Below are 25,214 nucleotides of genomic sequence, written 5' to 3' on the forward strand. Positions count from 1 at the left end.
CCTCCGGGTGTCGGAGCCCGTGCCGAGAGGAAGGACTCCGGGATGGAGGCATCGGAGCTGTCGGACACGGCGGTGAGAGGGTTACGGGCGTTCCGGGGCGGGTGCCCCGGTCCGGTACCGGGGGCGCGGCGATGACGGCCGTCCGGGCCGGGGCGCGGGGCGTGCTCGCGGTGGGACTGCTCGCCGGCTTCTACGTATTGGCGTTCGTCCTGGTCGCCGTCACCGCCGTCCTCGTCGTGGCGTCCCTGTGGATGGTGGTGACGACCCCGTACCGGGCCGGCCCCTGGGCACTGGCCCTCGGAGCCGGCATCCCGGCGGTGTTCGCCCTGGTCCACGGCATCACCACCGTCAGCCGGGCCGAGGAGGACCCGCCGGGCAGCGTTCCGCTGCTCCGCGCCGACGCCCCCGGGCTGTGGCGGTTGATCGAGGAACTGGCCGAGCGGATGGGCACGCCACCGCCCACCCGGATCCGCCTCACGGCGGAGGCCAACGCGGCGGTGTCCGAACAGCCGCTGTTCCTCGGTTTCCTGGTCGGCGAGCGGACCATGTATCTCGGCGTGCCACTCCTCACGAACCTGCGGGAGCCGGAACTCCGCGCCGTGCTCTGCCACGAGTTGGGGCACTACGCGAAGGGCCACACCCGCTTCGGTGCCGTCACCCACCGGGGGGCGGCGTCGCTGCGTTCCACCCTCTTCCGGCTCCGGATGACCGCCCGCTCGGAAACCGGCCTGCCGGGGTACGCCTGGCTGTTCCAGGCTCTCATCGGCCTCTACGCGTGGCTCTACCTCCGGCTGTCCCTGTCGGTGCGCCGTCGCCAGGAGGAGGAGGCGGACGCGGGGGCCGTCGCCGAGGTGGGGGCGGAGACGACCGCCGAGGCGTTGCGCGAGGTCCACGCGCTCGGCTTCGCCTGGGCCGGGTTCCGGGACCGGTACCTGTTGCCGATCCGGGAGCTGGGGTTCGTCCCGGACGACGTCTTCGGGGCGTTCACGGCCATGGTGGAGGACCCCGCCGTCCGCGAGCGGATGGCCGAACTGCGGGCCCGTCCGGTCGAGGCGGGCCGGTCCCCGCTGGACTCCCACCCGCCGCTGTCCCGGCGGTTGGAGTCGATCGGGGCACCGGCACCGGTCGGGGGGCGGCGCGCGACCGGCGGGGGAGCCCCGCCACCGATCGCCCGGAAGTCGCTGTCGCGGGTGCAGCGGTGGATGTTCGAGGAGAACCGCGCCCCGGCGACCGCGCTGCCCCGGGAGCAGTGGGCGAACCTGGCGGCGGAGGCGTTCGCGATCGAACTCGCCGCACTGCTGTCGGACGCGGCACACGCTCTCGCCCCGGACGGGCGCCCGGGCCTCGATGCCGTGCTCGACCTGCTGGAACGCGGGGAGGGGGAGCGGCTGGCGCGCCGGCTCACGGCCGCGCCCGGGCCCCGCGACCAACTCGCCGAGGCCCTGTACGCGCTGGTCGGTCAGGCGCTGGTCGGTCACGGCCTGGCCCGTTGGGCGCCGAGTTGGACGGAGGGCTACCGCCTGGAGTGGCTGCCGGGTACCGACCGGACCCCGGTGGACCCCGGCAACGCGGTCGCCGCCGCGGTCCGGGCTCCGGAGGGAGTGGAGGAGTTGCGTCGGGAACTGGTCCGGCTCGGCGTGGACACCGGGAAGCCGATCCCACTGGCCCTGCGCACCGTGACGGCCCCTGCGGGCCGGACCCGGGGGCGGACCGGCGGACGGATGCCGGAGTCCGTCGCGGGAGAACTCCGGCGGCAGAAAACCGTCCGAAGGTTCACCATCGGCGCCCTGGCGGTCGTGGGGGTGATCTGGATGGTGTCCCTGGCGGGGAGTGATCCCTCCCGGCCGTATACGCCGCCGCCGGTCATGAATTCGCCCACCATCCGGACGTGGCCACCGGCACCGCCGCCCGCGATCCCGACCGTTCCCGGGCTCCCCGACGCTCCGGGATCTCCGGGAACGGACTTCCCACCGGCGCCCATCGACCGTCCGCCGCTGCTGTCGCTCACCCCGCACCCCGTCGAGACAGGCCACGTCGTCGCGCCGGGGGACACCCTCGGCGGTCTCGCCTGCCGGTTCGACACCACAGTCGAACACCTCCAGGAGTTGAACGACATGGGTACCGGGACCGACATCGTCGCCGGCGAGACCGTGGTGGTGCCGAGGAGGATACTGATCCGGACGGACTGCGACTGACCGGCCCGGACGGCCGTCACCCCTCCCTGTCATGATCCCGGTCGCGGGCGGCCCCCCGCCATCGGCGACGCCGCCGAGGGTGGGGTCGGTCCTCCGTCCCCCACCAGGCGAACCGGTCCGCGCGCCGCCATGAGCGTTCGGCGTCGGACGCCGGGGAGGGGGCGTCGTGCACGCGGAATCCCGCCCGGCCGGTGCTCTCCCCGCGCCCGTCGGAGTCCTTCCTCGCGCCCGGGGACCAGTCGAACGGGTCGGTGGTCCCCTGCTGTGGCGCGGAGGCCCGTGCCCGTGAGGGGCCGGCCCCGGAGGACCACGCGAACGGCTCGGCCGCTTCCGGCCTCGGAGCGGACCCCCGCCCCCGCGTCGGGTCGGAGCCGGACGGTTCGGGGTCGGTCGTCGCCGCGCGGCGACGGTCGTACGCGGCCCGCCGAACCGGGTCCAGCAGGGTTTCCCGGGCGCGTTGGAGGTCACGGAAGACGGCCGGGTCACCACCACGGTCGGGATGCCCGGTGAGCGCCCCGCGACGGAACGCCCGGGCGATCTCGTCCGCGTCGGCCCCCGTCGACACACCGAGCACCGCGTAGAGGTCCGGTTCGTCGGCCTCCCCCGACGGTGGCCTCATCGACGGGCCACCTCCGCCCGCCGGCAGATCAGCTGCCAGGACCTCCGGTGCGCGGGCCCGGTCAGCCCCGATCCGTGCCCGGACACGAACGTCACCCACCGGCGGCCGGCCAGGTAACACCACACGTCCAGCGCGTCCTCGGTGCCGGTGTAGTGGTAGTCGCTCCGATCGAGCACGTCGCCGTTGACGAACGGCCACTGCAGCCGGGCCTGCGCCTCCGTCGGCAGGTTGCCGAGGAATCCGCGCAGGCGTTCCGGCAACGGCAGGTCGGCGGAAACCCCCGCCGGGATCTCGCCACCCGGCAGCGGCGGCTGTCCGGTGAACCGCCGACGGGGCCTCTCGACCACGACCGCGTGCCGCAGCGACGAGGGCACGAACGGCAGCACGGTGAGCGACTGCGCGGGGCCGCCCCGGTCGTTGACGGTCGGGGTGGACAGGGCCAGACCGCGTTCGCCGAGCACCACCGCCCGGGGGCGTCGCAGGTGGGTGTGGTGGCAGTCCGCCCACCACTCCACGGTCGGCCCGACCCGGGCGGCGATGCGCTCGCGGACCTTCGGGCCGAGTTGTCGCCACCAGTAATCGCGTCCCGGTCGGGCGACGAGGCCGAGTTCCCCCGCGTCGTGCACGGGGGCGTCGACCGCCGCGCCTCCGTGCGGAACGGGGGACGGGCCGGCGCGGTGTGCCGGTGTTCCGGCACCCCGGGTTCGGTGTGCCGGCGCGCCGTTCCCCTCGGGCTTCGGGCGGGATAAGAACTTCGGTGTCATACGCGACCTCCCCGGGCGGTTCACCCCATTGTCGTGACGCGCACCCGGGAGGAGAAGGGCGCCAGGTCTCCCACCCGGCCGGTCCGTTCCGCGAGGACGGCGCGGGGCACGGGGGACCGGGACCGGCCGGGTCGAGGGTGTTCCGCTTCCGCGAGTACACCATCGGACCCGACCGGGAACCGGACGCCGAGACGATCGGCTTCACCGGACAGTGCGCGGTGTGCGGATGCCTCGGGCCCACCGGCGAGGGCGGCGCCCACCTCACCGTCTTCCGCGAAACCGACCCCGACTGAGCACCCACGGGGCCACGCGGTGTGCCGACCCCATCATCGGGTGTGATGACTCGCTGTTCGAGGTGGGACGGGAGTGCCCGGTACCAATGGAATCGGGGACGGGCGCCCCCGGCGCGATCCCGGGGCGACCTCCGGACACGGTCCTGCCGATACCGGGACACCGGCGTTCTCCGTCGGCACCCGGCCGGGCGTCGCCCCTGTCCCGTTCGCCCGGAGCGCTGTCCGCCTCTCTCTTCCCTCTCCCTTCTCCCTCATCTCCCGTCGGGGGAGTCGAGCAGGGCCTCGGCGCGGGCGATGGCGTCGGGGTGGCCGAAGAGGCCGGGCAGCCCGCCGGTGTGCACCAGGACGGTTGTTTCGCCGGGGCGGATCTCCCCGTCGCGGACGGCGGCGATCAGCCCGGCCATCGCCCGGCCGGTGTAGATCGGATCGAGGATCAGCCCCTCCGCGCGGGCCGCCAGGACGAGGGCTGCGGCCGCCTCGTCGGTGTACGCGGCGTAGCCGGCGCCGATCTGATCCGCGCGAATCCGCAGGTCGGAGAGGTCATCGGACCGTTCGACCAGGGGCGCGGCGAACCCGCGCACGGCGTCCGCGACATCGGGACGGGCCCCCACGTCGACACCGAGGACGGTGGGGGCACCGAGGACGGCGACGAGCCCGGCCATCGTGCCGCCGGAGCCCAACGCCACGACGACGTGGCGGGGGTCGGGGAGTTGTCCGAGGAGTTCCCGTGCGCAGTCGGCGTAGCCCCGGGCGCCGAGGACGCTCGACCCGCCGAAGGGGATGAGGGCCGGTCGGGCGCCCTCGGCCCGCAGTTCGTCGGTGACGGCTCGGGCCCGCTCGGCCAGAGCATCGGCGCCGACCTCTCCCGCCCGGACGACGCGGGCGCCCAGCAGCCCGTCGAGGGCGAGGTTGCCGGAGGAGGAGACCCCGGGCGCTCCCCTCAGCACGAGGACGGCCCGCAGGCCCAGGCGGGCCGCGACGGCGGCGGTCAGCCGGGCGTGGTTGCTCTGCGGGGCGCCGGTGGTGACCAGGGTGTCGACACCGCCGGCCAGGGCCGCGCCCACGGTGTACTCCAGCTTGCGGAGCTTGTTGCCACCGGCGCCGACGCCGGTGAGGTCGTCCCGCTTGATCCACAGGTCATCGGGGCGCAGACCGATGGCGGTGGCCAGGCGCGGTGCGGGTTCCAGCGGAGTGGGATACGTGCCGGGGCTCAATCGGATGGGTGAGGGGGCGGGGTTCACGCTCGGAGTCCTCCGGGGTGGTGGGGATGGGCGGTCGGCGTCGGCCGTCGCCCATCCTGCCGCGCGGCGGCCGACGGGAGGGCGACGGCGGCCACCCGGGGCAGGGGATGTGTATCGCCCTCCACCGGTCGTGTCCGGCGCGGCGGATCGAAGTCGCCCGAATGGGCGGGGTGTTGATGTACTGCGGGTTCGCGCCGGAACCCGGCGCCGGACCCGGGCGGGGCACCGGGCGAACCCGGGGATCCCCGAGGCAAAGGGAGCACGTCGTTGGAGAGCGTCACCTCGTTGATAACCGCGTTCTCACCCCTGTTGGTCGTGGGGGTTTTCCTGCTGAGCGTCTGGAAGACGGGGCGAGGTCTGTTCACCCGGGGTTGGGAACGCCCCGGGTGGTGGATCTTCCCCGTCGTCGTGCTGGTCGGAGTCGGCTTCGTCACGTGGATCATCGGGGTCTTCTCCGGCGGGTTCGATGTCCGGGAGGCCTGCGGGGAGCGCGGGTTCACCTACGACAGCCGGTACCGGGGCGAACACCGGCAGGAGGCGGCCCGGTGGTTCCCCCTGCGCAACAAGTGCAACGCCAATGACGACCTGGTCCCCGTCTTCGTCAACCCCACTCTTGTCGCCGTCGCCGTTCTCCTCCCCGGTTGCGCGGTGGGAGCCGGCAGGGCGGCGCTGATCACTTGGAGAAGGCGCCGGAGGCGGGGGTGTCCGCCTCGTTCCCCCGCCGGCGTGCCCTCGGATGGGGGAGTCGGGGCGAGGCTCGGCCCTGTGGATGCCGGTGCCGTCGGTCCCGCCGGTTCGGGGCCCGCGGGGCGCCGGTTCGCGCCTCCGGGAGGGTGACACGTCCACCGGGGATTCGCGAGAGATTTTCCGCTTCATCGTTTTTATGCCGGTCCCCGGGTGGCTTTCACCGGGGGACGGGAGGAGATTGGTGGGGTGCGCCAAGCTCGTCGCCTGCAGCTCTTCCCGGAGGAGCGGAGGGCTCCGGCCCCCCGTTACCTTCGACTGCTGCCCGTGGGGCTGGTGGCGCTGGGGACGGTGCTCAACCTGATCACGCCCCCCGAGGCGACCTTCACGCCCCTGTTCGCCGCCGCGCCGCTGGTGGCGGCGGCCCTGCTCTCCTTCCGGGAGACCGTGATCGCGGCCCTGGTCTCCACCGTCAGCGTGGTCCTGTTGACGATCTACGTGGCGCACGCGCCCGTCTTCTCCGACGAGATGATCCGGGGCCTGACGGTCGTCACCGTCTCGGCGTTCTCCCTGCTCGTGAGTCGGTTGAACAGGCAGCTCGCGTCCGCGCGCGGGGTGGCGGCGGCCGTGCAGCGCGCCGTGTTGCCCGCCCCGCCGGGCCGGGTGGGCACGTTGGAGGTGGCCGCGCGTTATCAGGCGGCCCGGGAGGACACCCTGGTCGGTGGTGACCTGTACGCGGCGGTGGAGACCCCGTACGGGGCGCGGCTGCTGGTGGGGGACGTGCGGGGCAAGGGGATCGGGGCCACGGAGGCGGTGACGGTGATCCTGGGGGCCTTCCGGGAGATCGCGGACACCGAGCCGGACCTGGTGCGGGTGGGGAACCGACTGGAGAGCGCCTGGCGGCGCGAGGGCGGGCGCCGGGTCGGGTTGGACGGTGTGGAGGGGTTCACCACCGCCATCGTGGTGGAGGCCCCGGCGGACGACCCCGGGGTCCTGCGGATCCTGGACTTCGGTCATCCGCCGCCGGTGTTGCTGACGCCGGACGGGAGGGCGCGGTACGTGGAAGTGCGCGACCCGGGTCTGCCCCTGGGGTTGGCGGGGCTGGTCGGCTCGGCGGGCGGTGGACGGGTGGAGGAGCACGGGTTCCCCGCCGGGTCGAGCCTGGTCCTGTACACCGATGGGGTGAGCGAGGCGCGGGATCGGGGAGGCGGCTTCTACGACCCGGTGCGGGCGCTGGACGGGCGGCGGTTCAGCCGCCCCCGGCGGGTGTTGGACGTGCTCTTCTCGGACATCGCCGCGCACACCGACGGGGTGGTGCAGGACGACATCGCGGTGCTGGCGGTGCGCCGTCCGGTGCCCGGCGAGGACCGGGGGGACGGGCGGAGCGGCCGGCAGGGCCGCCGGGGTGGTGTGTCCGAGAAGGGACCCGAACGGAGTGCGCCGTGGGTGGGGGTGACCGAAGGTGAACGTCCTGCTGCGGGCGATAACAATTGACGAACAGTCAGATTTTTGCCCCCCGCAACCCGTGACGATTTTTTGCCCCCTTTGGTTGCGCGGGGGCGAAACGTCCACCTGAAGGGAGCCTTAAATCACCTGCGGTGACTTGGAATTCGGCGCGGGCCTCTATTAACGTTCGATAACGCAGCGCGGTCCGGTACCGCCGTCGCAAGGGACGGCGCCGTGCTCTGCGTCGAATCCATGGGGGCGGGTCACCGCTCCCGGGGAACCGGGGAACCACTTCGTGGGGTGAATCGGGCGGCCGACTTCCGGTCGGCGGCCCGTAGGAGACCTTCCCGCTCCGAACCCGTCAGCTAACCCGGTAGACGGAAAGAGGGAGAGGAGCGCCTTCGTGGCGTCGCAGCGGCCCGTCCCGTCGGGGGGCGTGTACGACCGGTCGACCGGTTCGTACCCCACCGTCGACACCGCCCACCACTCCGGTGGGAACCACTCCGAGCCGGTTGACCCGTTCGGTCACACCGACTGGTTCGGCCAATCGACACCCCTCGGAGCCGGTACCTCCTCCTTCGGACACCGGGACTCCTACGACTCCCACTTCGCGGGGGACGGCGCGACCGCCGACCACGCGACGGCGGGTTTCGCACCCGCTTTCGACTACTACCCCGCATCCGCGGGGGACGAAACACCCGACAACGGCGCGACCGGTGGGGCGACCGACCACGGCGCGACCGACGGCGGCACGGCCGGTGACACCGCGACCCACGGGGGCGCGGACGCTTCCGGCCCCCTGTGGTACGGACCCGACACCCCCGGCGGGGCCCCCGCCGGCGAGTGGAACCCCGGAGCCGAACCCCTGGTCCCCGTGCGCGGACGCCACCGTGTCTCCCGCCGCCGCGGCGGCACCGTGGCCCGCAGCCGGGCCGTCCTCGGCGTCGGCGTCATCGCCGCCGTGGGCGCCGGCGGCATGGCCTCCGCGCAGGAGGGCGGCGACGCCTCCGGCACCGACCGGGTCAAGTCCATCCCGGACCGGATCCCCGGCCTGAGCGCCTTCCTCTCCGACACCGACGAGAACGCCGCGCCGACGACGACGCGGGCCACGATGATCACCGCCGCCCCGCTGACCTCCGCGGGCGTCGCGGTCGCCTCCGCCGACCCCGGGGCGGACCGGCCGGCCGACCCGGGGGAGACCCTGCGCTCCCGCATCCTCCAGCAGGCGGACGCCCAGGACGCGATCATCGAGGCCGAGCGCCGCGCGGAACTCGAGGCCACCGCCGTCGCCGCGGCGGCCGAGGAGGCCGCCGAACTCGCCGAGCGCGAGCGGCTCGAGGCCGCGGAGCGCGAGCGCGCCGAGAAGGAGCGCAAGCAGCGGGAGGAAGAGGAGCGCAAGCGCGCCGAGGAGGAAGAGCGTCTCCGACAGCTGCGCGAGAGCTACGTCGCCCCCCTCTCCTCGTACTCCCTCTCCTCCGGTTACGGCGCCGCGGGCGCCATGTGGTCCAGCGGCTACCACACCGGCGCCGACCTGGTCGCCCCCGCCGGCACCCCGATCAAGAACATCCACACCGGTGTGGTCAAGGAAGCCGCCTGGGCGGGCTCCTACGGCTACCGGGTGGTGGTCGGGCTGGCCGACGGCACCGAGGTCTCCTACAGCCACATGTCCTCCATGGCCGTGGTCGCGGGCCAGTCGGTCACCACCGGCGAGGTCATCGGCAACGTCGGTTCCACGGGTAACTCCACCGGCCCGCACCTGCACCTGGAGGTGCAGCCGACGGGCAGCGGCACCGTGGACCCGCTGGCCTGGATGCGCGGCAAGGGCGTCTCCATCTGACGGTCGGACGCACCCGCGCACCGACCGCCCCGCGGCACCGACCGCGACCGCCCCGCGCACCCGCGTACCGACATCTCCGGGGACCCCACCCCCGGAGCCCCACCCCGAGCCCGTCCCCCCACGGATCGGGTGGACCCGGCGCACCACCCCCCGACGCCGGGCCCGCCGCCCCCGTCCGGCCGATCGGACCCACCCGATCGGCCGGACGGGGCCTCCGACGGCCGGGTGGGAACGCCGCACCGTCGGTCACTCGTTGCGTGGACATGACCCCACGCACCATCGGTTCCCTCTCCGTGCCGCCCCTGTGCCTGGGCGGCAACGTCTTCGGCTGGACCGCCGACGAGGACGCGTCCTTCGCCGTGCTCGACGCCTTCGTCGAGGGCGGCGGCACCTTCATCGACACCGCCGACTCCTATACGGCATGGGTGGACGGCAATTCCGGCGGCGAGTCCGAGACGATCATCGGCCGCTGGCTCGCCCGTCACGCCGTCGGACGACGCGACGACGTGGTCGTCGCCACCAAGGTCGGTGCCCACCCCGACCGGCGCGGCCTGACCCCGAAGAACATCCGGGCCGCCGCCGAGGACTCCCTGCGCCGGTTGAACACCGACCGCATCGACCTGTACTACACCCACTTCGACGACGAGGGCGTCCCGGTCGGCGAGATCATCACCGCCCTCGATGACCTGGTCCGGGAGGGCAAGGTCCGCGAGATCGGCGCCTCCAACATCTCCCCCGAACGGCTCGCCGAGTCCCTGGAGTTCTCCGAGGCCGAGGGGAAGGCCCGCTACACCGCCCTCCAGCCGCACTACAACCTGGTCAGTCGGGAGACCTACGAGGGACCGCTGAGCGGGGTCGCCGAGCGGTACGGCCTGGCCTGCGTGCCCTACTTCGCGCTGGCCAGGGGGTTTCTCACCGGCAAGTACCGACCCGGCACCGACGCCGTGGACAGCCCGCGCGCCGGCAAGGCCGCCGAGTACCTGGAGACCGCGCGCGGCCCGCGGGTGCTGGCCGCCCTGGACCGGGTGGCGACGGCGCACGGCGTGGAGCCGGCGACGATCGCCCTGGCCTGGCTCGCCGACCGTCCCGGCGTCGCCGCGCCGATCGCCAGCGCCCGCGACATCGGGCAGCTGCCGCCACTACTGGCCTCGCTGGACCTGCGGCTCACCGACGTGGAACGGGAGGAGCTGACCGCCGCCTCGGAGCCGGGGGGAGCCCTCGGAGCGGGAGGAGGCGTGACACCCCGTCGGAACGGATGACGCGCCGACCGGGCCCTCGCGCGCCCCGGGGTCCGTGCCCGGGGGTGCGCGATCCGGGCGTTCGTCGCCCCCTGTTCACCTGCCGGGCCCCTTGGCGTTACGGACGGTCGGCCCGGCGGCGGGAGGCTGGAACCATGACAAAGCGCTGGGCAGGGCTGATGGGGCTGCGGGCCGGAAGCGTGGCCCGGGCCGAGGATCTGCTGACCGCGTGCGTGCGCGAGTGCGCCCGCCACGTCGCGACGAGCGAGGACCGACCGGGGCCGGAGCAGCGCCGACTGGTCGCGGCCGTCGGCGAACTCGTCGTGCGCCACACCGACCTGCGCCCCTCGGAGGACGACTGCTTCGAGGCCCTCCTGGAAGTGGGCCGACGCGCGATGGAGGCCGGCGAGGTGCGGCTGGCCCGCCGGCTGGCCGACTCCGCCGTCGCGCTGCGCAGCGGCAGCGCGGAGGCGTGGCACCTGCGCGGGCGGGCCCTGGAGCGGATGGGACGCGTTTGGGAGGCCGAGCAGGCCTTCACCCGCAGTCGCGGGATCGGGAGCCGGGTGGTCCGCCCGGCCGGTGTCTGACCCTCCCGGCGAGCGGCTCACCGCCTCCCCGGGCGGGGCCCGACACGTTCGTGGGCCGGGTGCCGGGTGCCGGGGCCGGGCGGCCCGAACCGGGCTCGTCCTTCGCTCCCCGGGCCTTCCGAGGTCGTGAGCCGGAACCGGGGTCGACCGGGAGGATTCGGCGCACGGGCGCACGGGCGCACGACGGGAGTGCCCGCCGGCACGTCTCCCGGGTGTCCCGCCCTTCCCGGCCGGGCCCCGGTCGGCCCGGCGGGGGCGGTGCGGTCGGGGCGTTCACACCTCTCGACCGCCGCGTGCCGCGTGCCGACCTGCCCTCCCGCCGGCCGCGGTCCCTATCGGGCGGCGGACGGTCGGCCGGCGCGAGGGGGGAGGCACCGCGCCCGCGCCCCGGCCGTCTCGGGCCGGTGGGGGCGTCGGCCGGACCTCCACCAGCGCCGCCCCGCGCAATGACCGGGTGGCCCCCGGCCCCCGGTCCCGGGCCAGCCGCCACAACAGTTCCGCCTCCCGGCGTGCGAAGTCGCCCGCCGCGCCCTGCGAACCCGTGCCGCCGTGTCGCTCGGCGCGGTCGCGCAGCAGGGCCAGCTCGGTGGCCGTGTCCTGGTAGCGGATCACGGCCCGCGCGGTGGCCGGCCCCCAATCACGGCGGGCCAGCCGCCGGGTGAGGGAACGTCCCCGGGAGGTGCCCAAGGCGGTGTACTCGCCCATCCCCGGCCGTCCGGTGCCGGCGTAGTGCGGCAACATCTCCCGCACGGCGCGCAGTTGTCGGCGCCGGGCGTGCGCGCAGACGCCGATCACCAGGGCGAGCGCGGGGAACATCACCAGGCCGTAGACCATCAGGAAACCGCCGGTACCCAGGCCGGTGGCGCCGTTCCACGCCGAGTGCAGACCGATGGCACAGAGCAGTCCGAGCCAGGGCAGCACCACTCGGGCCACCCGCCGTCGGCGCGGAAGCACCACGGCGAGGCCGAGGCCGATGCCGGTGAGCGCGGTGAACAGCGGGTGGGCGAAGGGGGCGAGGACCACTCGGACCAGGAACGTCGCCGCCGCCGTCGAGTCCACCAGGGGGGTGCCGAGCAGTCGGTCCTCGGCGGCGGCCCGGCCCAGGTAGAGAACGTTCTCGGTGAAGGCGAAGCCGACCGCGGCCATCGCCGCCGCGCACACCCCCGCCAGCACCCCGTGCACGGCGCGTGGGCGGTGCAGCCACAGCAGCAGCACGGCGGCGCCCTTGGCGCACTCCTCGACCACCGGTGCCACCAGCGTCAACTCCAGGGCGTCGGCCCGGGGGCGCGGCAGCCCGGCCGGGTCGGCGAGCAGCCACTGGACGAGCACCCCGTTGGCGACCAGCGCGACCAGGGTCGCGGCACACGCCCCCCAACCGAGGGCGAAGACCAGGCCGGTGCGCGAGGCGGCGTCCACCGACGCGGTCCGGTGCAACAGGGCCACCATCAGGGGGACGGGCAGGGCGGCGAGGGCCAGGCCGGTGACCATGCCGAAGGCGCCGGTCTCCTGGCCGATCAGGGCCAGCACCACGCCACCGCACACGGTCAGGACGATCGGGACCGCCACGGGCCCCGACATCCGGAGGGAAGACCGAGAGCACGGACGACGCCGGCGACCGGGTCGGCGGCGTCGTCCGCGGCGACCGGATCGCCGGGAATCGAACCGCCCGGGGTATGGATTCGAGCCGGCCCGGGCGCGGGGCGCGTGTTTCATCGTGCGCGCCGGACGATTTTCCGCCGGCTCGACGGGTCCGCGCCGGCTCCTCGTCCGGCGGGCCGGGGACGGCGCCGGGGCATCGTCGGCAGGCGGGGCCTCCGGGAAGCCGGGGGAGTCCCGTGGATCGGTGGGGTCACACCACCGGGAGCCGTTTCCGGGACCGGGTTCCGGTCCGGGCGGTGCGGCGGTGGTCGGGGTCGGGCCCGACGGCGCGGTGCCGGGCGGGGCGTCGGGGGGCGGAAGGACGGACCGGGGCACGGTCCGACCATACGGGGGGCGGGGCCCGGCCCCCAAGGAGGTGCGACGGGTCCCGGCCCCGCCGGCCGGGAGGGCACGGGTCGGCCGCCCGGGCCGCCGCCGAGGCCCCGCCGCCGAGGCCCCGGCCGGTGCGGAGGCGGTGCGGCGAGCGGGGTCCACCCGGTACGGGGTGGCGACCCGGGTCGCCACGTCCCCGGCCGGGCGTCACGGCTGGGTGCCACGGGCGGGGTTTCCCGTGGGAGAGACACCTCGCGGTACGGGGGCGCGTACCGCCCCGGCGGATCGGCGGGGGCACGGACCTGCCGCGCGCCCGCCCTCCGGCCGTCCACCAACCGAGGGGGCGTGATCGGGCCGCCCCTCACCCTCCGGCCCCTCACCCTCCGGCCCGTCACCCGACCGGGGCCCTCCGGCCCGTCACCCGACCGGGGCCCTCCGGCCCCTCACCGGCCGTCCCGTCACCCGGCGGCCCGACCGGCCGGCGGACCCACGGCCCGCCACCCACCGGGGGCGTGGCCGGGCCGGTCGGTCGCTCAGTCGGCCGGGCGCCGGAAGAGCAGGTCGTTCACCCGGTGGCCCTTGTCCAGGCCCTGCCGCTCGAAGCGGGTCTCCGGCCGGAACCCCGGCCGGGGCGCGAAACCGCCGCCCGGCACGGTGTTCACCAGATCCGGCGACGCCTCCAGCACCTCCAGCATGTGCTCGGCGTACGGCTCCCAGTCGGTGGCGCAGTGCAGCAGACCACCGGGTGCCAGGCGGGAGGCGCACAGCGCGACGAACCCCGGCTGCACGATGCGCCGCTTGTGGTGCCGCTTCTTGGGCCACGGGTCGGGGAAGAAGACCCGGATGCCGGCCAGCGAGGCCGGGGGCAGCATGTGCTCCAGGAGCAGCAGGGCGTCGCCGTTGGCCACCCGCACGTTCTCCAGCCCCCGCTCGGCGGCGAGCTTGAGCAGGTGCCCCTGCCCGGGAGTGTGCACGTCGGCGGCGAGAACACCGGTGGCCGGGTCGGCGGCGGCCATCAGCGCCGTCGCCTCACCCATCCCGAAACCGATCTCCAGCACGATCGGGGAGCCGGGCGGCAGGGTGTCGAAGAGCTGGTCGAGGTCGACGGGGGCGCGGCCGTCGATCTCCAGCCCTCGGCTCGACCAGTGGCGTTCGAGCGCTTCGCGCTGGGCGGTGGTCACCCGGCTGCGGCGGGGCACGAAGCTGCGCACGCCCCGGTGCCGGTCGCCGGCCCCGGCCACCGGGTTCGCGGCGGGGCCGGTGCCGGGGACGAACATCGCGCCGTTCGCCGGTCCGGCGGGGGCGGGCACGCCGGTGGGGGCGGTCGGCGCGGTCGGGGCCGGGGCCCCGTCGGCGATCCGCTCGACGGTGCGGGACTGCTCGGAGGTCATGGCTCCGATGGTAGGGCGCCGGCCGGCACCGGACGGGCGCCCGACGGGCGGGCCCGGACGTGACCCCCGTCGCACGGGGCGTACTCCCGGTGGACCCGCGCCGACCGCCGGCCCGACCCGGCGGGATTCCGCGCCGGGACACGGACGGGGTCCGGACCCGTCGGGAGGCCGGCGGGTCGGGACCCGTGTCGGGCGCCGGGGTGGTGCCCCGGGGATGGCGGGGGTGATCCACCGGCGGCACCCCGGGGATGGGGGCCGGCGGGTCGGCACGGGGCCGGAGGGGTGCCGGCTCCGCCGCCGGTGACAGGGGGCACGGGACGGCCGGTCGGCGTCCCCCGGGATCCGGCGCGGGCGCGAGCCGCCGTCAGGCGTGCGGTACGTTCCCCGGAGGGCCGCCGCGGTGCCCCGTCGGGTACCCCGCCACCCCACCGGGATCGGGAACCGGGACGGCACCGCCGCGCGTCGGTCCTGCGGCGCGCCGATCCCATCGGGTCGGCCGGCGCGTTCCGTGCACGGTTGCCGCTGTCATGTGCGAGGTCATGCCGAAGCCGCCAGGAGCGGTTCGGCGGCCTCCCGGAGTTCCTTGACGGAGGGGTCGTCCCGGTAGGGCTCGAGCCGGTCGAGCAGGGCGCGGACGTAGTCGGTGGTGCGGGCGGAGGAGATGCGGCCCGCCACCCGCAGCGCGCGGTTGCCCGCGTCGCAGGCGGCGTCCAGGTTCCCGGCCTCCAGTTCGGCGAACGCCTTGACCACCAGTCGCAGCCCGTGCGAGCGGGCGAAGTCCTCGGTGGGCTCGGAGAGCGCCTCCTCGTTGAACCGGCGGGCCTGCTGCGGGATGCGCAGGTCGGTGTAGCACTCGGCGGCGTCGGCGGCGAGCCGGTCGTAGGCGTAGAAGTCCAACCAGCCCGGGTCGGGGTCGGTGTCCCGGGAGCGCTGCAGGCCGCTCTCGGCGGCGGCGATGGAGGCGCCGCAGGCGGCGGCCTCACCGGACTTGGCCAGCGCCCGGGCCTCCACGAGGTGGAAGAAGCTCATCGTCTTCGGGGTGGCCAGCGACCGGTTGCGTTCCAGCGCGGCCTGCGCCAGGTCCACGCCCTCGTCGGCGAAGCCCCGGTAGGTGGCCTGGAGGGACATCGAGGCCAGCACGTACCCGCCCAGCGGGACGTCGGCCGCCGCCCGGGCCAGGCGCAGCGCCTGGATGTAGTAGCGCTGGGCGGCCTCCTGCTGGCCGGTGTCGAAGGCCATCCACCCGGCCAGCCGGGTGAGTTCGGCGGTGGCGCGGAACAGCGAGCGGCCCACCTCGTCACTGTAGGTACCCAGCAGCAGGGGTGCGGCGTCGGAGCGCAGGCACTCCGCGACCATGGCCGAACGCCAGTCCCCGCCGCCGTACTTGGAGTCCCAGCGGCGTGCCTCCTCGGCGGCCTCGCGGAGCTTGGAGACGTCGCTGTGGCCGACCCGGCCGACCGTCCCGGGACCGCCGGGACCGCGTGCCGGCGGTATCGGGCCGCGGGTGGCCCCGGCCCGGGGGCCGGTGGGCGCGGGGCTCGTCCCGGCACCGCCGCCGGCCGGGGCGCGGCCCGTCCCGCCGCCGCCCGCACCGCCGTTCACCCCGGCCCCGCCGGCCCGTTCGGTGTCGTTCCCCACCGGGGGCACCGGATCGCCACCGCCGGCGCGCCGGGACCGTCCGCCCTCCCCGGTGGGTTCGCGTCCCACGGCCGGGTCGGCCGGGGATATCAGCCAGCGGGCGGTGGGCGTGGCGTACGCGCTCACCGCGAAGGACCCCGCCAGGGACTGCCATATGCCGCGCCCGGACCCGCTGTCCAGCCGGTACAGCTCGGTGGCCCCGCGGACCGCCGAGTCCACGTCGCGGGGGAAGGAAAGCCCCACCTCGGGCGCGGGGTCGGTGTCGGCCAGACCGATCTCGTGGAGGTGCACCGGACGCCCCAGCTTGCTGCTGATGGCGGCGGCGATCAGATGCGGCGCCGCGCCCTGGGGGACCATGCCCTTGGTGACCCAGCGGGCCACCGACGTCTTGTCGTAGCGCAGCGTCAGGCCGCGTTGCGCGCCGAGGTCGTTGACCCGGCGGGCCAGCCCGGCGTTGCTCATGCCGGCGAGAGCGAGGACGGCTCCCAGCTTCTCGTTCGGTCCGCGTGACTCCCTGGACATGCGCGCACCCCTGACACATCCATCGGTGACCCCGCGGCGGGCACGGGGCGCTCCCAAATATTCCGCCAACCCAGCGTAGTTCGGTGCCTTCTGACCGTTAAGGGGCTTGTACGGGGATGGCCGGTCCTCGTCCCCGGGCCCGGGCCTCCCCGGGGCGTGGGGAGCGCCGGTTCGAGAGCCGGGCGCGTCCGGTTTCGCTCGAACGCCCCGGCGCGATCCGAGTGTTCGTCCGAGCGCCGGATGTCGGTGAGGACGTGCTCCCGCCGTGTGGCCGTGCGCCCGCCCGTGCGCTCTTAGCAGGAGTGACCCGTCGGGTTTGGATGATTCCGCGTGGGTCGGTCCGCCGCGCTTCGGGCATCCGGTGGGCCGGGGAGCCGTCGTCCCCATCCCCGTGGGCGGCGGTTCGGGCCCGGGAGGCGTGGGACGTCTCCCGGGCCACGACACCCCGGGCGCCCCTCCCGCCCCGGGCACCGACGGCCGACTCCCGGCGGAGTTTGGCCGAAAACAGTCGGTTTTTCGCGACTCGGCCGCGGACCGGCCGCCTCGCCGTGCCCTCCTGCGGTTTCCCCTCCGATGCACCGCTGCCGGGTTTCCCGTGGCAGCATGGTCACACCACACCCTTCGAGCGCCCGTGACCTGCGGGCTCGACGACTCAAGCGGGGGGAGGCGGCCATGCGGTGGTTGGTGGGGTGGTGCGGTGCCTCGGCGAGCGCGCTCGGCGAGGTGAGGCCCCTCGGCGCCCAACTCATCTGGGACGGCCCCGACCCCCTGTGGGCGGTGGGGGATTGGCGACTGGACGAGATCCGCCTCGTCCACGCCGACGGCGACACCCACCTGGCCGTCTTCGGGTACTGCGGCGCCACCGACGCCCAACTGCGCACCGCCCTGATCTCCGCCCGGGCCGGCGCACTGCGCCAACTCACCACCTGGCCCGGCGGGTACACCGCCGTCGCCCGCTTCGGCCGACGCACCGCGATCCCCTCCGACCTCGCCGGCGCTCGCCCCGTCTTCCACACCCGCTGGGCCGGCGGCACCGCCTACGCCACCGCCGCCCTCCCGCTCGCCGACCTCACCGAGGCCCAGCTCGATGTCAACCAACTCGGCGCCCAACTGGCCTGCCCCGAGACCCCGGAGGCGCTGGGCACCGGCACCCCCTATGTCGGCGTGCACCGCGTACAGCCCGGCCACGCCCTGGTGCTGCGCGAGGGCGGCAGCCGCGACACCGTCGACTACGAACCCTCCCTGCCCACGGTCGTCGCCGCGCCGCCGGTCGAACGGGAGGCCGCCGTCGCCGGCATCCGCGACGCCCTGGTGGAGGCCGTCCGTACCCGACTGGCCGCCCCCCGGCACTCCGGTGTCCCCGACCCGGTCCCCGGCATGGACTCCGCCGACCGCGGGGACGCCGACCCGGCCCCCGGCGTCGGCGCCGACCTCTCCGGCGGCTCCGCCTCCGCTACCCTCGCCCTGCTCGCCGCCGGCCTCCCCGGCCGTCCGGGCACCGTGCACGGCACCGGCGTCACCCTCGCGGGTGAACGCCTGCTCGCCGTCACCTTCAACGACCTGGCCACCGACAGCGAGCACGCCCGGGTGACCCGGGTCGCCGAACTCGAACGCGCCCGCGCGATCGCGGAGAACCCCCGCCTGCACCACGTGGTGGTCACCGGGGGGGTGGAGACCCTGCCGTTCGTCGGGCTCGACCCCGAGACCATGCGCCTGACCGACGAACCGGCTCCCACACTGGTGACCGCCGCCCGGCACCGCGCACGCCTGGCCGCCGGCAGCGCCGACCACCTCGTCGGCCACGGTGCCCGCGAGGTCCTGGACGCCCACCCCGCCCGCCTCGCCGACCTGGTGATCGGACGACAACGCCGGCACCTCGTGCGCACCCTCATGGCCCTTCGTCACGGTGACGGGGGGCGCTCCGTCGCGGCGCCCCTGGCCCTGTACCGGGCGGCCCGCCGGCTGGCTCGCACCTCTTACCGGGACGGCGTCTCCGGCGCCGCCGCCCGCCTGCGGCTCGCCGCGCCGGACGTCGGCGACGCCGTCGATCCGTTCGTCGACCCCTTCGGGGTCGCCCCGACCGGGCGTCGCGCGCCCGGCGCCGGCCCCATCGGCGCCTCCCTCAGCTGGGCCCTTCCCGGCCCTGCGGCCCGCTGGTTGACCGGCGAGACCCTCGCGGAGGTCTCCCTGCGGCTGGAGGCCGCCGCCACCCGCTCCCGGCCCGCCGGCCGCGACAGCCACCCCGGCGCCCAGCGCGCCCGCGCCGCGCTCCTGCGCAGCGCCGCCGACCACCGGGTGCTGGAACAGGCGGTGGAGATGCACCACCAGCGCCTGCACGCCCCCTTCTACGACAACGCCGTCGTCCGCGCCTGCCGCGTGCTGCCGGAGACCTCACGGATACAGCCCGGAGCCCGGCCGGAGATCCTGCGCGAGGTGCTCGCCGGCGCGGGCGTTCGCCAACTGCCGCCCGGCTGGGGAGCCCCGGCCCGCGCGCTCCAGGTCGAGGCGACCCGCCTCGGGCTGCGCACCGCGATGGGCGACCTCATCGACCTCTTCGAGGCGCCGCTGCTCGCCGAGGCCGGCCTGGTGGAGGCCCGGGTGGTGCGCCGGGCGCTGCGCGCCGCCGCCGAGGGGGAGCCGGTTCCGCTGGAGGGCGTCGCCGAACTCGTCTCCACGGAGCTGTGGTTGCGACGGTTGATGACGCGTCGTGGATCCTGCTGGACCACCGAGGGCAATCGCGAGCCGCGCGCCGTGGCGGGCGGCGTCACCCGCTGAACCCGGCGGGAAGCGCCGGGAGTCACGGGCGCGACGGCCGGTGGGCACCCGTCCCCGGTCCCCGGGACGGCATGGCCCGGGGACCGGGAACGGCGCGATGCCCGCGGGCGTCGGTCGGGCGGCGTGTGCCGACGGGATGAACGGAACCGAACCGCCCGTTCGCCGCCCCACCCGAACGGCGCGAACCGCCGGGCCCGTTCAGCCGGGGCCGCGCCGGATTGTTCCCGACGGTACCGGCCCGCCCCCGGCAGCCGGGCGAGGTCGCCGGGGGACCCGGGCGGAAGCCGAGGGATGGTCCACCCTCCGGGGCACGACCACCACCTGCACCTCGTCCTCGTGGATGATCCGCCCGGGGTCCGAGGAATCGACACGCTCGCACGCCACACCGTGCGCGGCCAGGAGTTCCCGGTAGCCGACCACCCGGTCGATGAGATGCGCGGCCGTGGACCTGAACCACGCGACGGCACCGGGATTCAGCTCGTGGTCGTAGAGGTCGGGGTGTGTGGCGGAGGGGTCGGGATAAGCGGCGTTGTACCAGTCGTTGCCGGCCCGCCAGAAGCGGTACTCCTCCTCCGAGAGTCGTCCTTCCCGGGCCAATTCGTTGGCCAGGGCGAAGACGCCGGGGAAGTGACCCCGTGGACCGCAAACCGTCCCCTGAAACCTCACGAACGACACCGTGCTCACCACACCGTTCACGACACCCGCCTTCATCCATCGTCACAGCGGAGACCTCTCGACCGGTCGAACGCGGCGGCCCGACGGGGCCGGGACCGGCACGGCCCCGCCCCCGTCCGACGACCGATCAACCGCAGTCCAGCTCCGAGTCCGCCCAGGTCACGGGGGTGAGAGCGCCCAACGGGCCGCGCGGTCGGGCCTCCAGCCGCACCGTGCGCACCCCGGTCAGGTCCACCACCGCCGGCACCGCGACGCTCCCGGCGGTCACCGTGCCCGACCCCCACACCGGAACACCGTCGGCCAGCACGGTGAACTCCGCCGCACCCCGTTGGGTGGACGCGGTGTCGTCCACTCCGACCCGGGCGCGCAGCACCGAGCAGGGACGGTTGAGGTCGATGATCATCGTGGAGGACGCCGAGACGGTGATGCCGTGCGTGTGGGTCATGCCGCCGATGGAGGGCTGGGAGCGCGGCAGGAAGAGGCTCCCACCGAGCAGGCGCAGACGCGGCTCGTCCATGCCGGCCCCGGAGGACCCGGGCGGCATATAACGGAGTTGGTACGTGCGCGGCTGGGGTTCCGGTTCGGGTTCCGGCTGGGGCTGGGGCTGGGGCTGGGGTTCCGGTTCGGGCCGGGGCTCGACACCCGGCCCCGGCTCCGGTTCGGGTTCCGGCTGGGGCTGGGGTTCCGGTTCGGGCCCCGGCTCGGGAGCGGGCCCCGGCTCGACACCCGGCCCCGGCTCGACACCCGGCCCCGGCTCGACACCCGGCCCCGGCTCGGGAGCGGGCCCCGGTCCGGACACGGGTTCCTCCGGGGCGGTCACTTCGGCCGGGGCCTGCGGCGGTCCTTCCGGCGGTCCCGGCTCCTGCGCGGTCTGCACCACCGGCTCCGGAGCCTCCGCTCCGGCGGTCTCCGGCGCCTCCGGTGCGGGGTCCCCGTCCGTCACCGGTCCGGGGTCCGGCGCCGTCCGGGGCGGTTCGGGTGCCGATCCGGGGGCCGCCACCGGGGGCGGCGTCACGGCCGGGTCCGGGGAGTTCCCGCCGAGCACGGTCACCGCCACGGCCGCCGCGCCCGCCACCGCCATGACACCGGCGGCCAGAGCGAGCTTGAGCGGCAGGGCCAGGCCTTCGGTCACCACGGCGCCGGCCACGCCCGAACCGCCGGCGCCGGCGCCGGTCGTTCCCGTCCCGGCCGATCCGCTTCCCGCGCCACCGGCCACCCCGCCGGCCGCGCCCCCACCCGCTCCGGCGCCGGCGACACCGGCCGCCGCGAGGAACTTCGGGACGTACCCGGCGGCCAGCCAACCGATCACGGCGATCGGCAGCACCGCGCGCAGGTGCTCGTTCAACTCGCGGACCTCGAGCGCCGCCGTCCGGCAGGCCGCGCACTCCTCCAGGTGGTCGCGCAGACCGCGTTCGGCCCGCGAGCGCAGGCCGCCCCGGGCGAACGCCCCGAGCCGGTCGGCGTACCGGGCGCACTCGCCGCCCGTGGTCAACGCCCGGCTGACGTGCGCCTGGAGGTACGCCTGGCGGAGCCCCTCGCGGGCGCGGTGGGCCAGCGCGGCGGTCGCGTTCGGCGTCAGGCCCAACAGCGGGGCGATATCACGCGGGGTCGCCTCCTCGACGGTGGTGTGCCACAGCACCGCCTGCCAGCGCTCCGGAAGGCTGCGGAACGCCCGGACGGCCATCGAGCGCTCGGCGCCCTCCATGGCGCGGACCTCGGCCGCCGCCTCCCGGCCGTCGCCCCCCACACCGGCGCCGACCCGCCCCGCGCCGCCGGGCCCGTCACCGGACCCGCCGTCGGTCCCGGTGTCGGCGAACTCGACGAACGTCGCGAAGTCCTCGACCAGTTGTTCGCGGCGGGCGCCGGCCGTCCAGGCCGCCGCCACCCGTCGCACCGAGGTGAAGAGGTAGGCGCGCACGGCCGAGTTCGGGCCGGCGCCGCCGCGCACCGCCTGGAGGGCGGCGGCGAACACCTCATTGGTGAGGTCGTCGGCGGTGTGGTCGTCCCGGCAGCAGGTGCGGGCGTACCGGCGCACGGCGGCGGCGTGCCGGCGGTACAACTCCTCGTACGCGCCCTCGTCGCCCTCCCGCATGCGACGCAGCAGTTCCGCGTCGGCCGGCACGACCTCCCGGGTCGCGCCGGCGCCCCGGCCGCGCAGACGCGGGATCCGTTGGCGGGGGACGCGTTCCACGTCGGGGTCCCCGTCGGGGACCCCGGTCCCGGCTCCGGTGGGGGCCGGGCGCGCGGCGACGGCGTCCGAACCCGCGGCGCCGGCGCCGGGGGCGTCCGGATCCGGGGCCCTCACGCCGGTGATACCGGCGCCCGCGTCCGTGGCACCCGGGTTGGCGACGCCGATGCCGCCGGTCGGATCCGTGCCCGTGGTGTCCGGGCAGCCCGGGTCGGTCACCGGGGGAACCCCCGTCGTGACCGCCGGCCGCCCGCCGGTGCCGTCTCCGTCCGTCTCCGTCCCCGCCGGAGCCGTCCCGTCCGGTGTGCCGGGTGACGTGCCCGGGTCCCCGTCCGACTCCCACTCCCGGCCGCGCTCCCGCGTGCCGTCCCGTCCGTCGTCCCGCATGGCCGGCTGCCCCCCGAAACCCCTCGACCCGTCTCCGTCCGCCTCCCCCCGGCGGGCACCCAGGGTCCCACAACCCGGGTCTCCCGGAGCCCGATTCGGAGACGAAAACCGTGCCGCCGTCTCCGACACGCATGTCCCGGGCGCCCTGTGGGACGGGGTTCGCGCGGGTGTGCGAGGAGCGACACGCGCCCTCCCCGCACACCCCTCCGCTCCCTATGGCGCACCCCGGGAGCGCCGGCCGCGCCTCTCCTCCGGGGGAACGCCGGTCGAACGGTTCACCGCGCGGTGCCGGACCGAACCCCGTCTCCCTCGCCGTCCCGCGCCGGCCCGGCGGCCGGCCGCAAGCCGGCCAGCAGCAGCTCCAGCAGCCGTGAGGACAACGCCTCCCGCACCGTCGGGTCGGCCGCCGTCGGCGGAACGGTGGATATGACCAGCACGAGATCGGCCACCGTCACGTCGGGCCGCACCCGCCCGGCGCGGCGGGCCCGTTCCAACAGCCGTTCCATCGTCGCCACCAGCAGTCGCGCGTCACCGTCGCCGGTGCGCTCGACGTGCGTGATCCGCTCCTCCGCCGTGCCGGCCGCCGGCTCCCGGCCGAGCTCCACCGGCGGAACCCGACGCTGTCGGGGCACCCGCTGCGCCCCGCCGGGCCCCGGGACCTCCTCCGACCCGTCGTCCACCCGGGCCACCGCGTCCACCGGTCCCGCGGCCCCCGCCGTCGGCAACTCCGGCAGCAGCCGGGACACCCCCGAGTCCACCGCGTCCCGCACGAAGTCCTCCACCGCCGCCCACGGATCGCCCTCCTCGCCCAGCGCGTGCTCGGCGCGCTCGGTGAGTCGCCGGGTCTCCTCCCCGATGATGTGCCGGATCAGTGAACCCTTGGTGGGGAAGCGGCGGTACACCGTTCCCACCCCCACCCGGGCCCGTCGCGCGATCTCCTCGATCGGGGCGTCGTACCCCAGCTCGCCGAAGACGTCCCGGGCGGCGCTGAGGACGTGGTGGAGGTTGCGGCGGGCGTCGGTGCGCAACGCGCTCCCCACCGCCACGGTCCGACCCTTCGCCGGCGGCCGACCACCCGGGCCCTCCCCGCCGGCGGTCGTCGGCCCCGGCCCGGCGGCCCCCCGGCCCCCCACCGGCGCGGAACCCCCGGGGCCGGTCCCGGGACCGCGTCGAACAGCGGGAACACCCCGATCGACCGCACCGGGCGGTCCGGTCGGGTCCGACCCCGACCGGACCGCCGGTCGTATCCCCGGCTCCGGATGTCCCCGGTGCGCCGACTCCCGATGGAAACGCTGAGAACGCATGACTTCCCCCGTCATCCCGCGCGGCTCCCCCCGGAGTCCGCGCGTCGTACCCACCCGGGCACGGACATCCACCGTGCCCAACGCCTCCCGACGATAGTTGAGGTCGCCGACGTGGAGTAGGAGTTCGCGGCACGCGGGATGACGCCCGATCGGCGGAGGTCTCCTCCCCACCTGTGGACAAACCACCGTCCCCGGGTGCCTCATGGAGGGGTGACCAAGGAACCCACGCGCGTCCTCATCGTCGGAGGTGGCTGCGTCGGCCTGTACACCGCACTGCGGCTGCGCCGGAAGCTGCGGCGCGAGCTGGCACGCGGCACCGTCGAGGTCGTCGTCGTCAGCCCGGAACCGTACATGACCTACCAGCCCTTTCTCCCGGAGGCGGCGGCCGGGAACCTCTCGCCCCGGCACGTGGTGGTCCCGCTGCGCCGCGTCCTGCGCGGCTGCCGCTTCATCCCCGGCGAGTTGGTGTCGCTGGACCACGCCGCCCGTACGGCCGAGATCCGCACCCCGGCCACCGAGGAGAGCGAGGAGCCGCCGCTCATCCTGGCCTGGGACGAACTCGTCCTGGGCGTCGGCTCGGTCTCCCGCACCCTGCCCGTCCCGGGCCTCGCCGAGCACGGCATCGGTTTCAAGACCGTCGAGGAGGCCATCGGGCTGCGCAACCACGTGCTCGAGCAATTCGACATCGCCTCCTCCACCCGCGACCCCCGGGTCCGCGACGCCGCCCTCACCTTCGTCTTCGTCGGTGGGGGCTACGCGGGTGTCGAGGCGCTGGCCGAACTGGAGGACATGGCCCGCTACGCCTGCCGCTACTACCCCGGCATCTCGCCGGAGGAGACCAAGTGGATCCTGGTGGAGGCGACCGGCCGGATTCTTCCCGAGGTGGGCCTGCGGATGGGCGAGTACGCCGTGCGCGAGCTGCGCGGACGCAACATCGACATCCGCCTCGACACCCGCCTGGAGTCCATCACCGACCGGGTCGCGGTGCTCAGTGACGGCTCGCGCCACCCCACCCGCACCCTGGTGTGGACGGCCGGCGTCAAGCCCAACCCCGTTCTGACCGCCTGCGGGTTGCCGCTGGACGAGCGTGGCCGGGTGCGTTGTACGCCGGAGTTGCTCGTCGAGGGCGAGGAACACATCTGGGCCGCCGGGGACGCCGCCGCCGTGCCCGACCTGTCGGCGGACGACCCCGCCCCCGGCGGGGGCCTGCCGACCTGCGCGCCCAACGCCCAGCACGCGGTCCGCCAGGGTCGCCGGCTCGCCGACAACCTCGCCGACCGGCTGCGCGGGCGCGCCCCCACCCCCTACTCCCACGCCTACGTCGGGTCGGTGGCCTCGTTGGGCCTGCACAAGGGCGTCGCCCGGGTCTACGGGCGCCGACTGAAGGGCTTCCCCGCCTGGTTCATGCACCGCACGTACCACCTCAGCCGGGTGCCCACCCTCAACCGGAAGGCGCGGG

Annotated in this window: 18 protein-coding genes and 1 riboswitch; of the genes, 9 read left to right on the plus strand and 9 right to left on the minus strand. The window is 75.5% G+C overall.

Annotated features, from left to right (window positions below):
- The first annotated feature begins 131 nt into the window (after positions 1 to 131).
- Positions 132 to 2,195, plus strand: coding sequence for a M48 family metalloprotease (locus LZF96_RS12310; RefSeq protein ID WP_233870215.1), 2,064 nt, complete (start codon positions 132 to 134; stop codon positions 2,193 to 2,195).
- A gap of 16 nt (positions 2,196 to 2,211) precedes the next feature.
- Here LZF96_RS12310 and LZF96_RS12315 read toward each other — a convergent pair whose 3' ends face one another.
- Together LZF96_RS12315 and LZF96_RS12320 are read right to left on the minus strand one after the other, a co-directional pair.
- Complete coding sequence (locus LZF96_RS12315; RefSeq protein WP_233870218.1) at positions 2,212 to 2,814, minus strand: J domain-containing protein; 603 nt, start codon at positions 2,812 to 2,814, stop codon at positions 2,212 to 2,214.
- Complete coding sequence (locus tag LZF96_RS12320; protein ID WP_233870221.1) at positions 2,811 to 3,440, minus strand: hypothetical protein; 630 nt, start codon at positions 3,438 to 3,440, stop codon at positions 2,811 to 2,813. Before LZF96_RS12320 ends, LZF96_RS12315 begins: the two co-directional genes overlap by 4 nt.
- A gap of 275 nt (positions 3,441 to 3,715) precedes the next feature.
- Between LZF96_RS12320 and LZF96_RS12325 the strand changes: the two genes are divergently transcribed.
- Positions 3,716 to 3,871 (plus strand): hypothetical protein, encoded by a 156-nt coding sequence (locus LZF96_RS12325; RefSeq protein ID WP_233870224.1) that lies wholly within the window; start codon positions 3,716 to 3,718, stop codon positions 3,869 to 3,871.
- Between the two features lie 251 nt (positions 3,872 to 4,122).
- Here LZF96_RS12325 and LZF96_RS12330 read toward each other — a convergent pair whose 3' ends face one another.
- Positions 4,123 to 5,112 carry a D-cysteine desulfhydrase family protein gene (locus LZF96_RS12330; protein WP_233870226.1) on the minus strand — a complete coding sequence of 330 codons (990 nt, stop codon included), beginning with the start codon at positions 5,110 to 5,112 and terminating at the stop codon, positions 4,123 to 4,125.
- 267 nt (positions 5,113 to 5,379) lie between these two features.
- Here LZF96_RS12330 and LZF96_RS12335 point away from each other — a divergent pair, with 267 nt between their 5' ends.
- The 5 genes from LZF96_RS12335 (at position 5,380) to LZF96_RS12355 (ending at position 10,904) form a co-directional block, all read left to right on the plus strand.
- Positions 5,380 to 5,949 (plus strand): hypothetical protein, encoded by a 570-nt coding sequence (locus tag LZF96_RS12335; protein ID WP_233870229.1) that lies wholly within the window; start codon positions 5,380 to 5,382, stop codon positions 5,947 to 5,949.
- Positions 5,950 to 6,045: 96 nt separating this feature from the next.
- Entirely contained in the window at positions 6,046 to 7,290 is a 1,245-nt protein-coding gene (locus LZF96_RS12340) for a PP2C family protein-serine/threonine phosphatase (protein ID WP_233870232.1), read from the plus strand.
- Between the two features lie 184 nt (positions 7,291 to 7,474).
- A riboswitch (cyclic di-AMP (ydaO/yuaA leader) is annotated at positions 7,475 to 7,638 on the plus strand.
- 40 nt (positions 7,639 to 7,678) lie between these two features.
- Positions 7,679 to 9,079 carry a M23 family metallopeptidase gene (locus tag LZF96_RS27025; RefSeq protein WP_233870235.1) on the plus strand — a complete coding sequence of 467 codons (1,401 nt, stop codon included), beginning with the start codon at positions 7,679 to 7,681 and terminating at the stop codon, positions 9,077 to 9,079.
- 263 nt (positions 9,080 to 9,342) lie between these two features.
- Positions 9,343 to 10,338 carry an aldo/keto reductase gene (locus LZF96_RS12350; protein ID WP_233870293.1) on the plus strand — a complete coding sequence of 332 codons (996 nt, stop codon included), beginning with the start codon at positions 9,343 to 9,345 and terminating at the stop codon, positions 10,336 to 10,338.
- Between the two features lie 134 nt (positions 10,339 to 10,472).
- Positions 10,473 to 10,904, plus strand: a complete 432-nt coding sequence (locus LZF96_RS12355; RefSeq protein ID WP_233870238.1) for a hypothetical protein — start codon at positions 10,473 to 10,475, stop codon at positions 10,902 to 10,904.
- A 273-nt stretch (positions 10,905 to 11,177) separates the two neighbouring features.
- Here LZF96_RS12355 and LZF96_RS12360 read toward each other — a convergent pair whose 3' ends face one another.
- The 3 genes from LZF96_RS12360 to LZF96_RS12370 all read right to left on the minus strand — a co-directional run bounded on the left by LZF96_RS12360 (position 11,178) and on the right by LZF96_RS12370 (position 16,426).
- Positions 11,178 to 12,470 carry a PrsW family intramembrane metalloprotease gene (locus LZF96_RS12360; protein WP_233870242.1) on the minus strand — a complete coding sequence of 431 codons (1,293 nt, stop codon included), beginning with the start codon at positions 12,468 to 12,470 and terminating at the stop codon, positions 11,178 to 11,180.
- Positions 12,471 to 13,408: 938 nt separating this feature from the next.
- Entirely contained in the window at positions 13,409 to 14,266 is an 858-nt protein-coding gene (gene trmB / locus LZF96_RS12365; RefSeq protein ID WP_374203205.1) for a tRNA (guanosine(46)-N7)-methyltransferase TrmB, read from the minus strand.
- A gap of 537 nt (positions 14,267 to 14,803) precedes the next feature.
- Complete coding sequence (locus LZF96_RS12370) at positions 14,804 to 16,426, minus strand: sporulation protein (RefSeq protein WP_233870249.1); 1,623 nt, start codon at positions 16,424 to 16,426, stop codon at positions 14,804 to 14,806.
- Between the two features lie 672 nt (positions 16,427 to 17,098).
- On the opposite strand from LZF96_RS12370, the gene LZF96_RS12375 reads away from it, so the two are divergent.
- Positions 17,099 to 19,201: an asparagine synthase-related protein gene (locus LZF96_RS12375; protein WP_233870298.1), complete on the plus strand. Its 2,103-nt coding sequence runs from the start codon at positions 17,099 to 17,101 to the stop codon at positions 19,199 to 19,201.
- 198 nt (positions 19,202 to 19,399) lie between these two features.
- Here the strand turns inward: LZF96_RS12375 and LZF96_RS12380 are convergent, their stop codons facing one another.
- From LZF96_RS12380 to LZF96_RS12390, 3 genes are all read right to left on the minus strand, one after another.
- Positions 19,400 to 19,867, minus strand: coding sequence for a hypothetical protein (locus LZF96_RS12380; protein ID WP_374203206.1), 468 nt, complete (start codon positions 19,865 to 19,867; stop codon positions 19,400 to 19,402).
- A 136-nt stretch (positions 19,868 to 20,003) separates the two neighbouring features.
- On the minus strand, positions 20,004 to 22,283 hold the full coding sequence (locus LZF96_RS12385; protein WP_233870255.1) for a sigma-70 family RNA polymerase sigma factor: 2,280 nt from the start codon (positions 22,281 to 22,283) through the stop codon (positions 20,004 to 20,006).
- Between the two features lie 443 nt (positions 22,284 to 22,726).
- Entirely contained in the window at positions 22,727 to 23,497 is a 771-nt protein-coding gene (locus LZF96_RS12390; RefSeq protein ID WP_233870260.1) for a TetR/AcrR family transcriptional regulator, read from the minus strand.
- Positions 23,498 to 23,893: 396 nt separating this feature from the next.
- Here LZF96_RS12390 and LZF96_RS12395 point away from each other — a divergent pair.
- Positions 23,894 to 25,214: NAD(P)/FAD-dependent oxidoreductase (locus tag LZF96_RS12395; RefSeq protein ID WP_267940788.1), on the plus strand; the 1,321-nt coding region annotated here is incomplete at its 3' end.

Origin of the sequence: Streptomyces sp. ST2-7A, assembly GCF_021390475.1 — a bacterium.
Classification (GTDB): Bacteria; Actinomycetota; Actinomycetes; order Streptomycetales; family Streptomycetaceae; genus Streptomyces.

Coding starts and splice junctions, on each gene's coding strand:
- LZF96_RS12375 (WP_233870298.1), top strand. CDS start 17,099: ATGCGGTGGTTGGTGGGGTGGTGCGGTGCCTCGGCGAGCGCGCTCGGC.
- LZF96_RS12370 (WP_233870249.1), bottom strand. CDS start 16,426: ATGTCCAGGGAGTCACGCGGACCGAACGAGAAGCTGGGAGCCGTCCTC.
- trmB (WP_374203205.1), bottom strand. CDS start 14,266: ATGACCTCCGAGCAGTCCCGCACCGTCGAGCGGATCGCCGACGGGGCC.
- LZF96_RS12350 (WP_233870293.1), top strand. CDS start 9,343: ATGACCCCACGCACCATCGGTTCCCTCTCCGTGCCGCCCCTGTGCCTG.
- LZF96_RS12355 (WP_233870238.1), top strand. CDS start 10,473: ATGACAAAGCGCTGGGCAGGGCTGATGGGGCTGCGGGCCGGAAGCGTG.
- LZF96_RS12310 (WP_233870215.1), top strand. CDS start 132: ATGACGGCCGTCCGGGCCGGGGCGCGGGGCGTGCTCGCGGTGGGACTG.
- LZF96_RS12315 (WP_233870218.1), bottom strand. CDS start 2,814: ATGAGGCCACCGTCGGGGGAGGCCGACGAACCGGACCTCTACGCGGTG.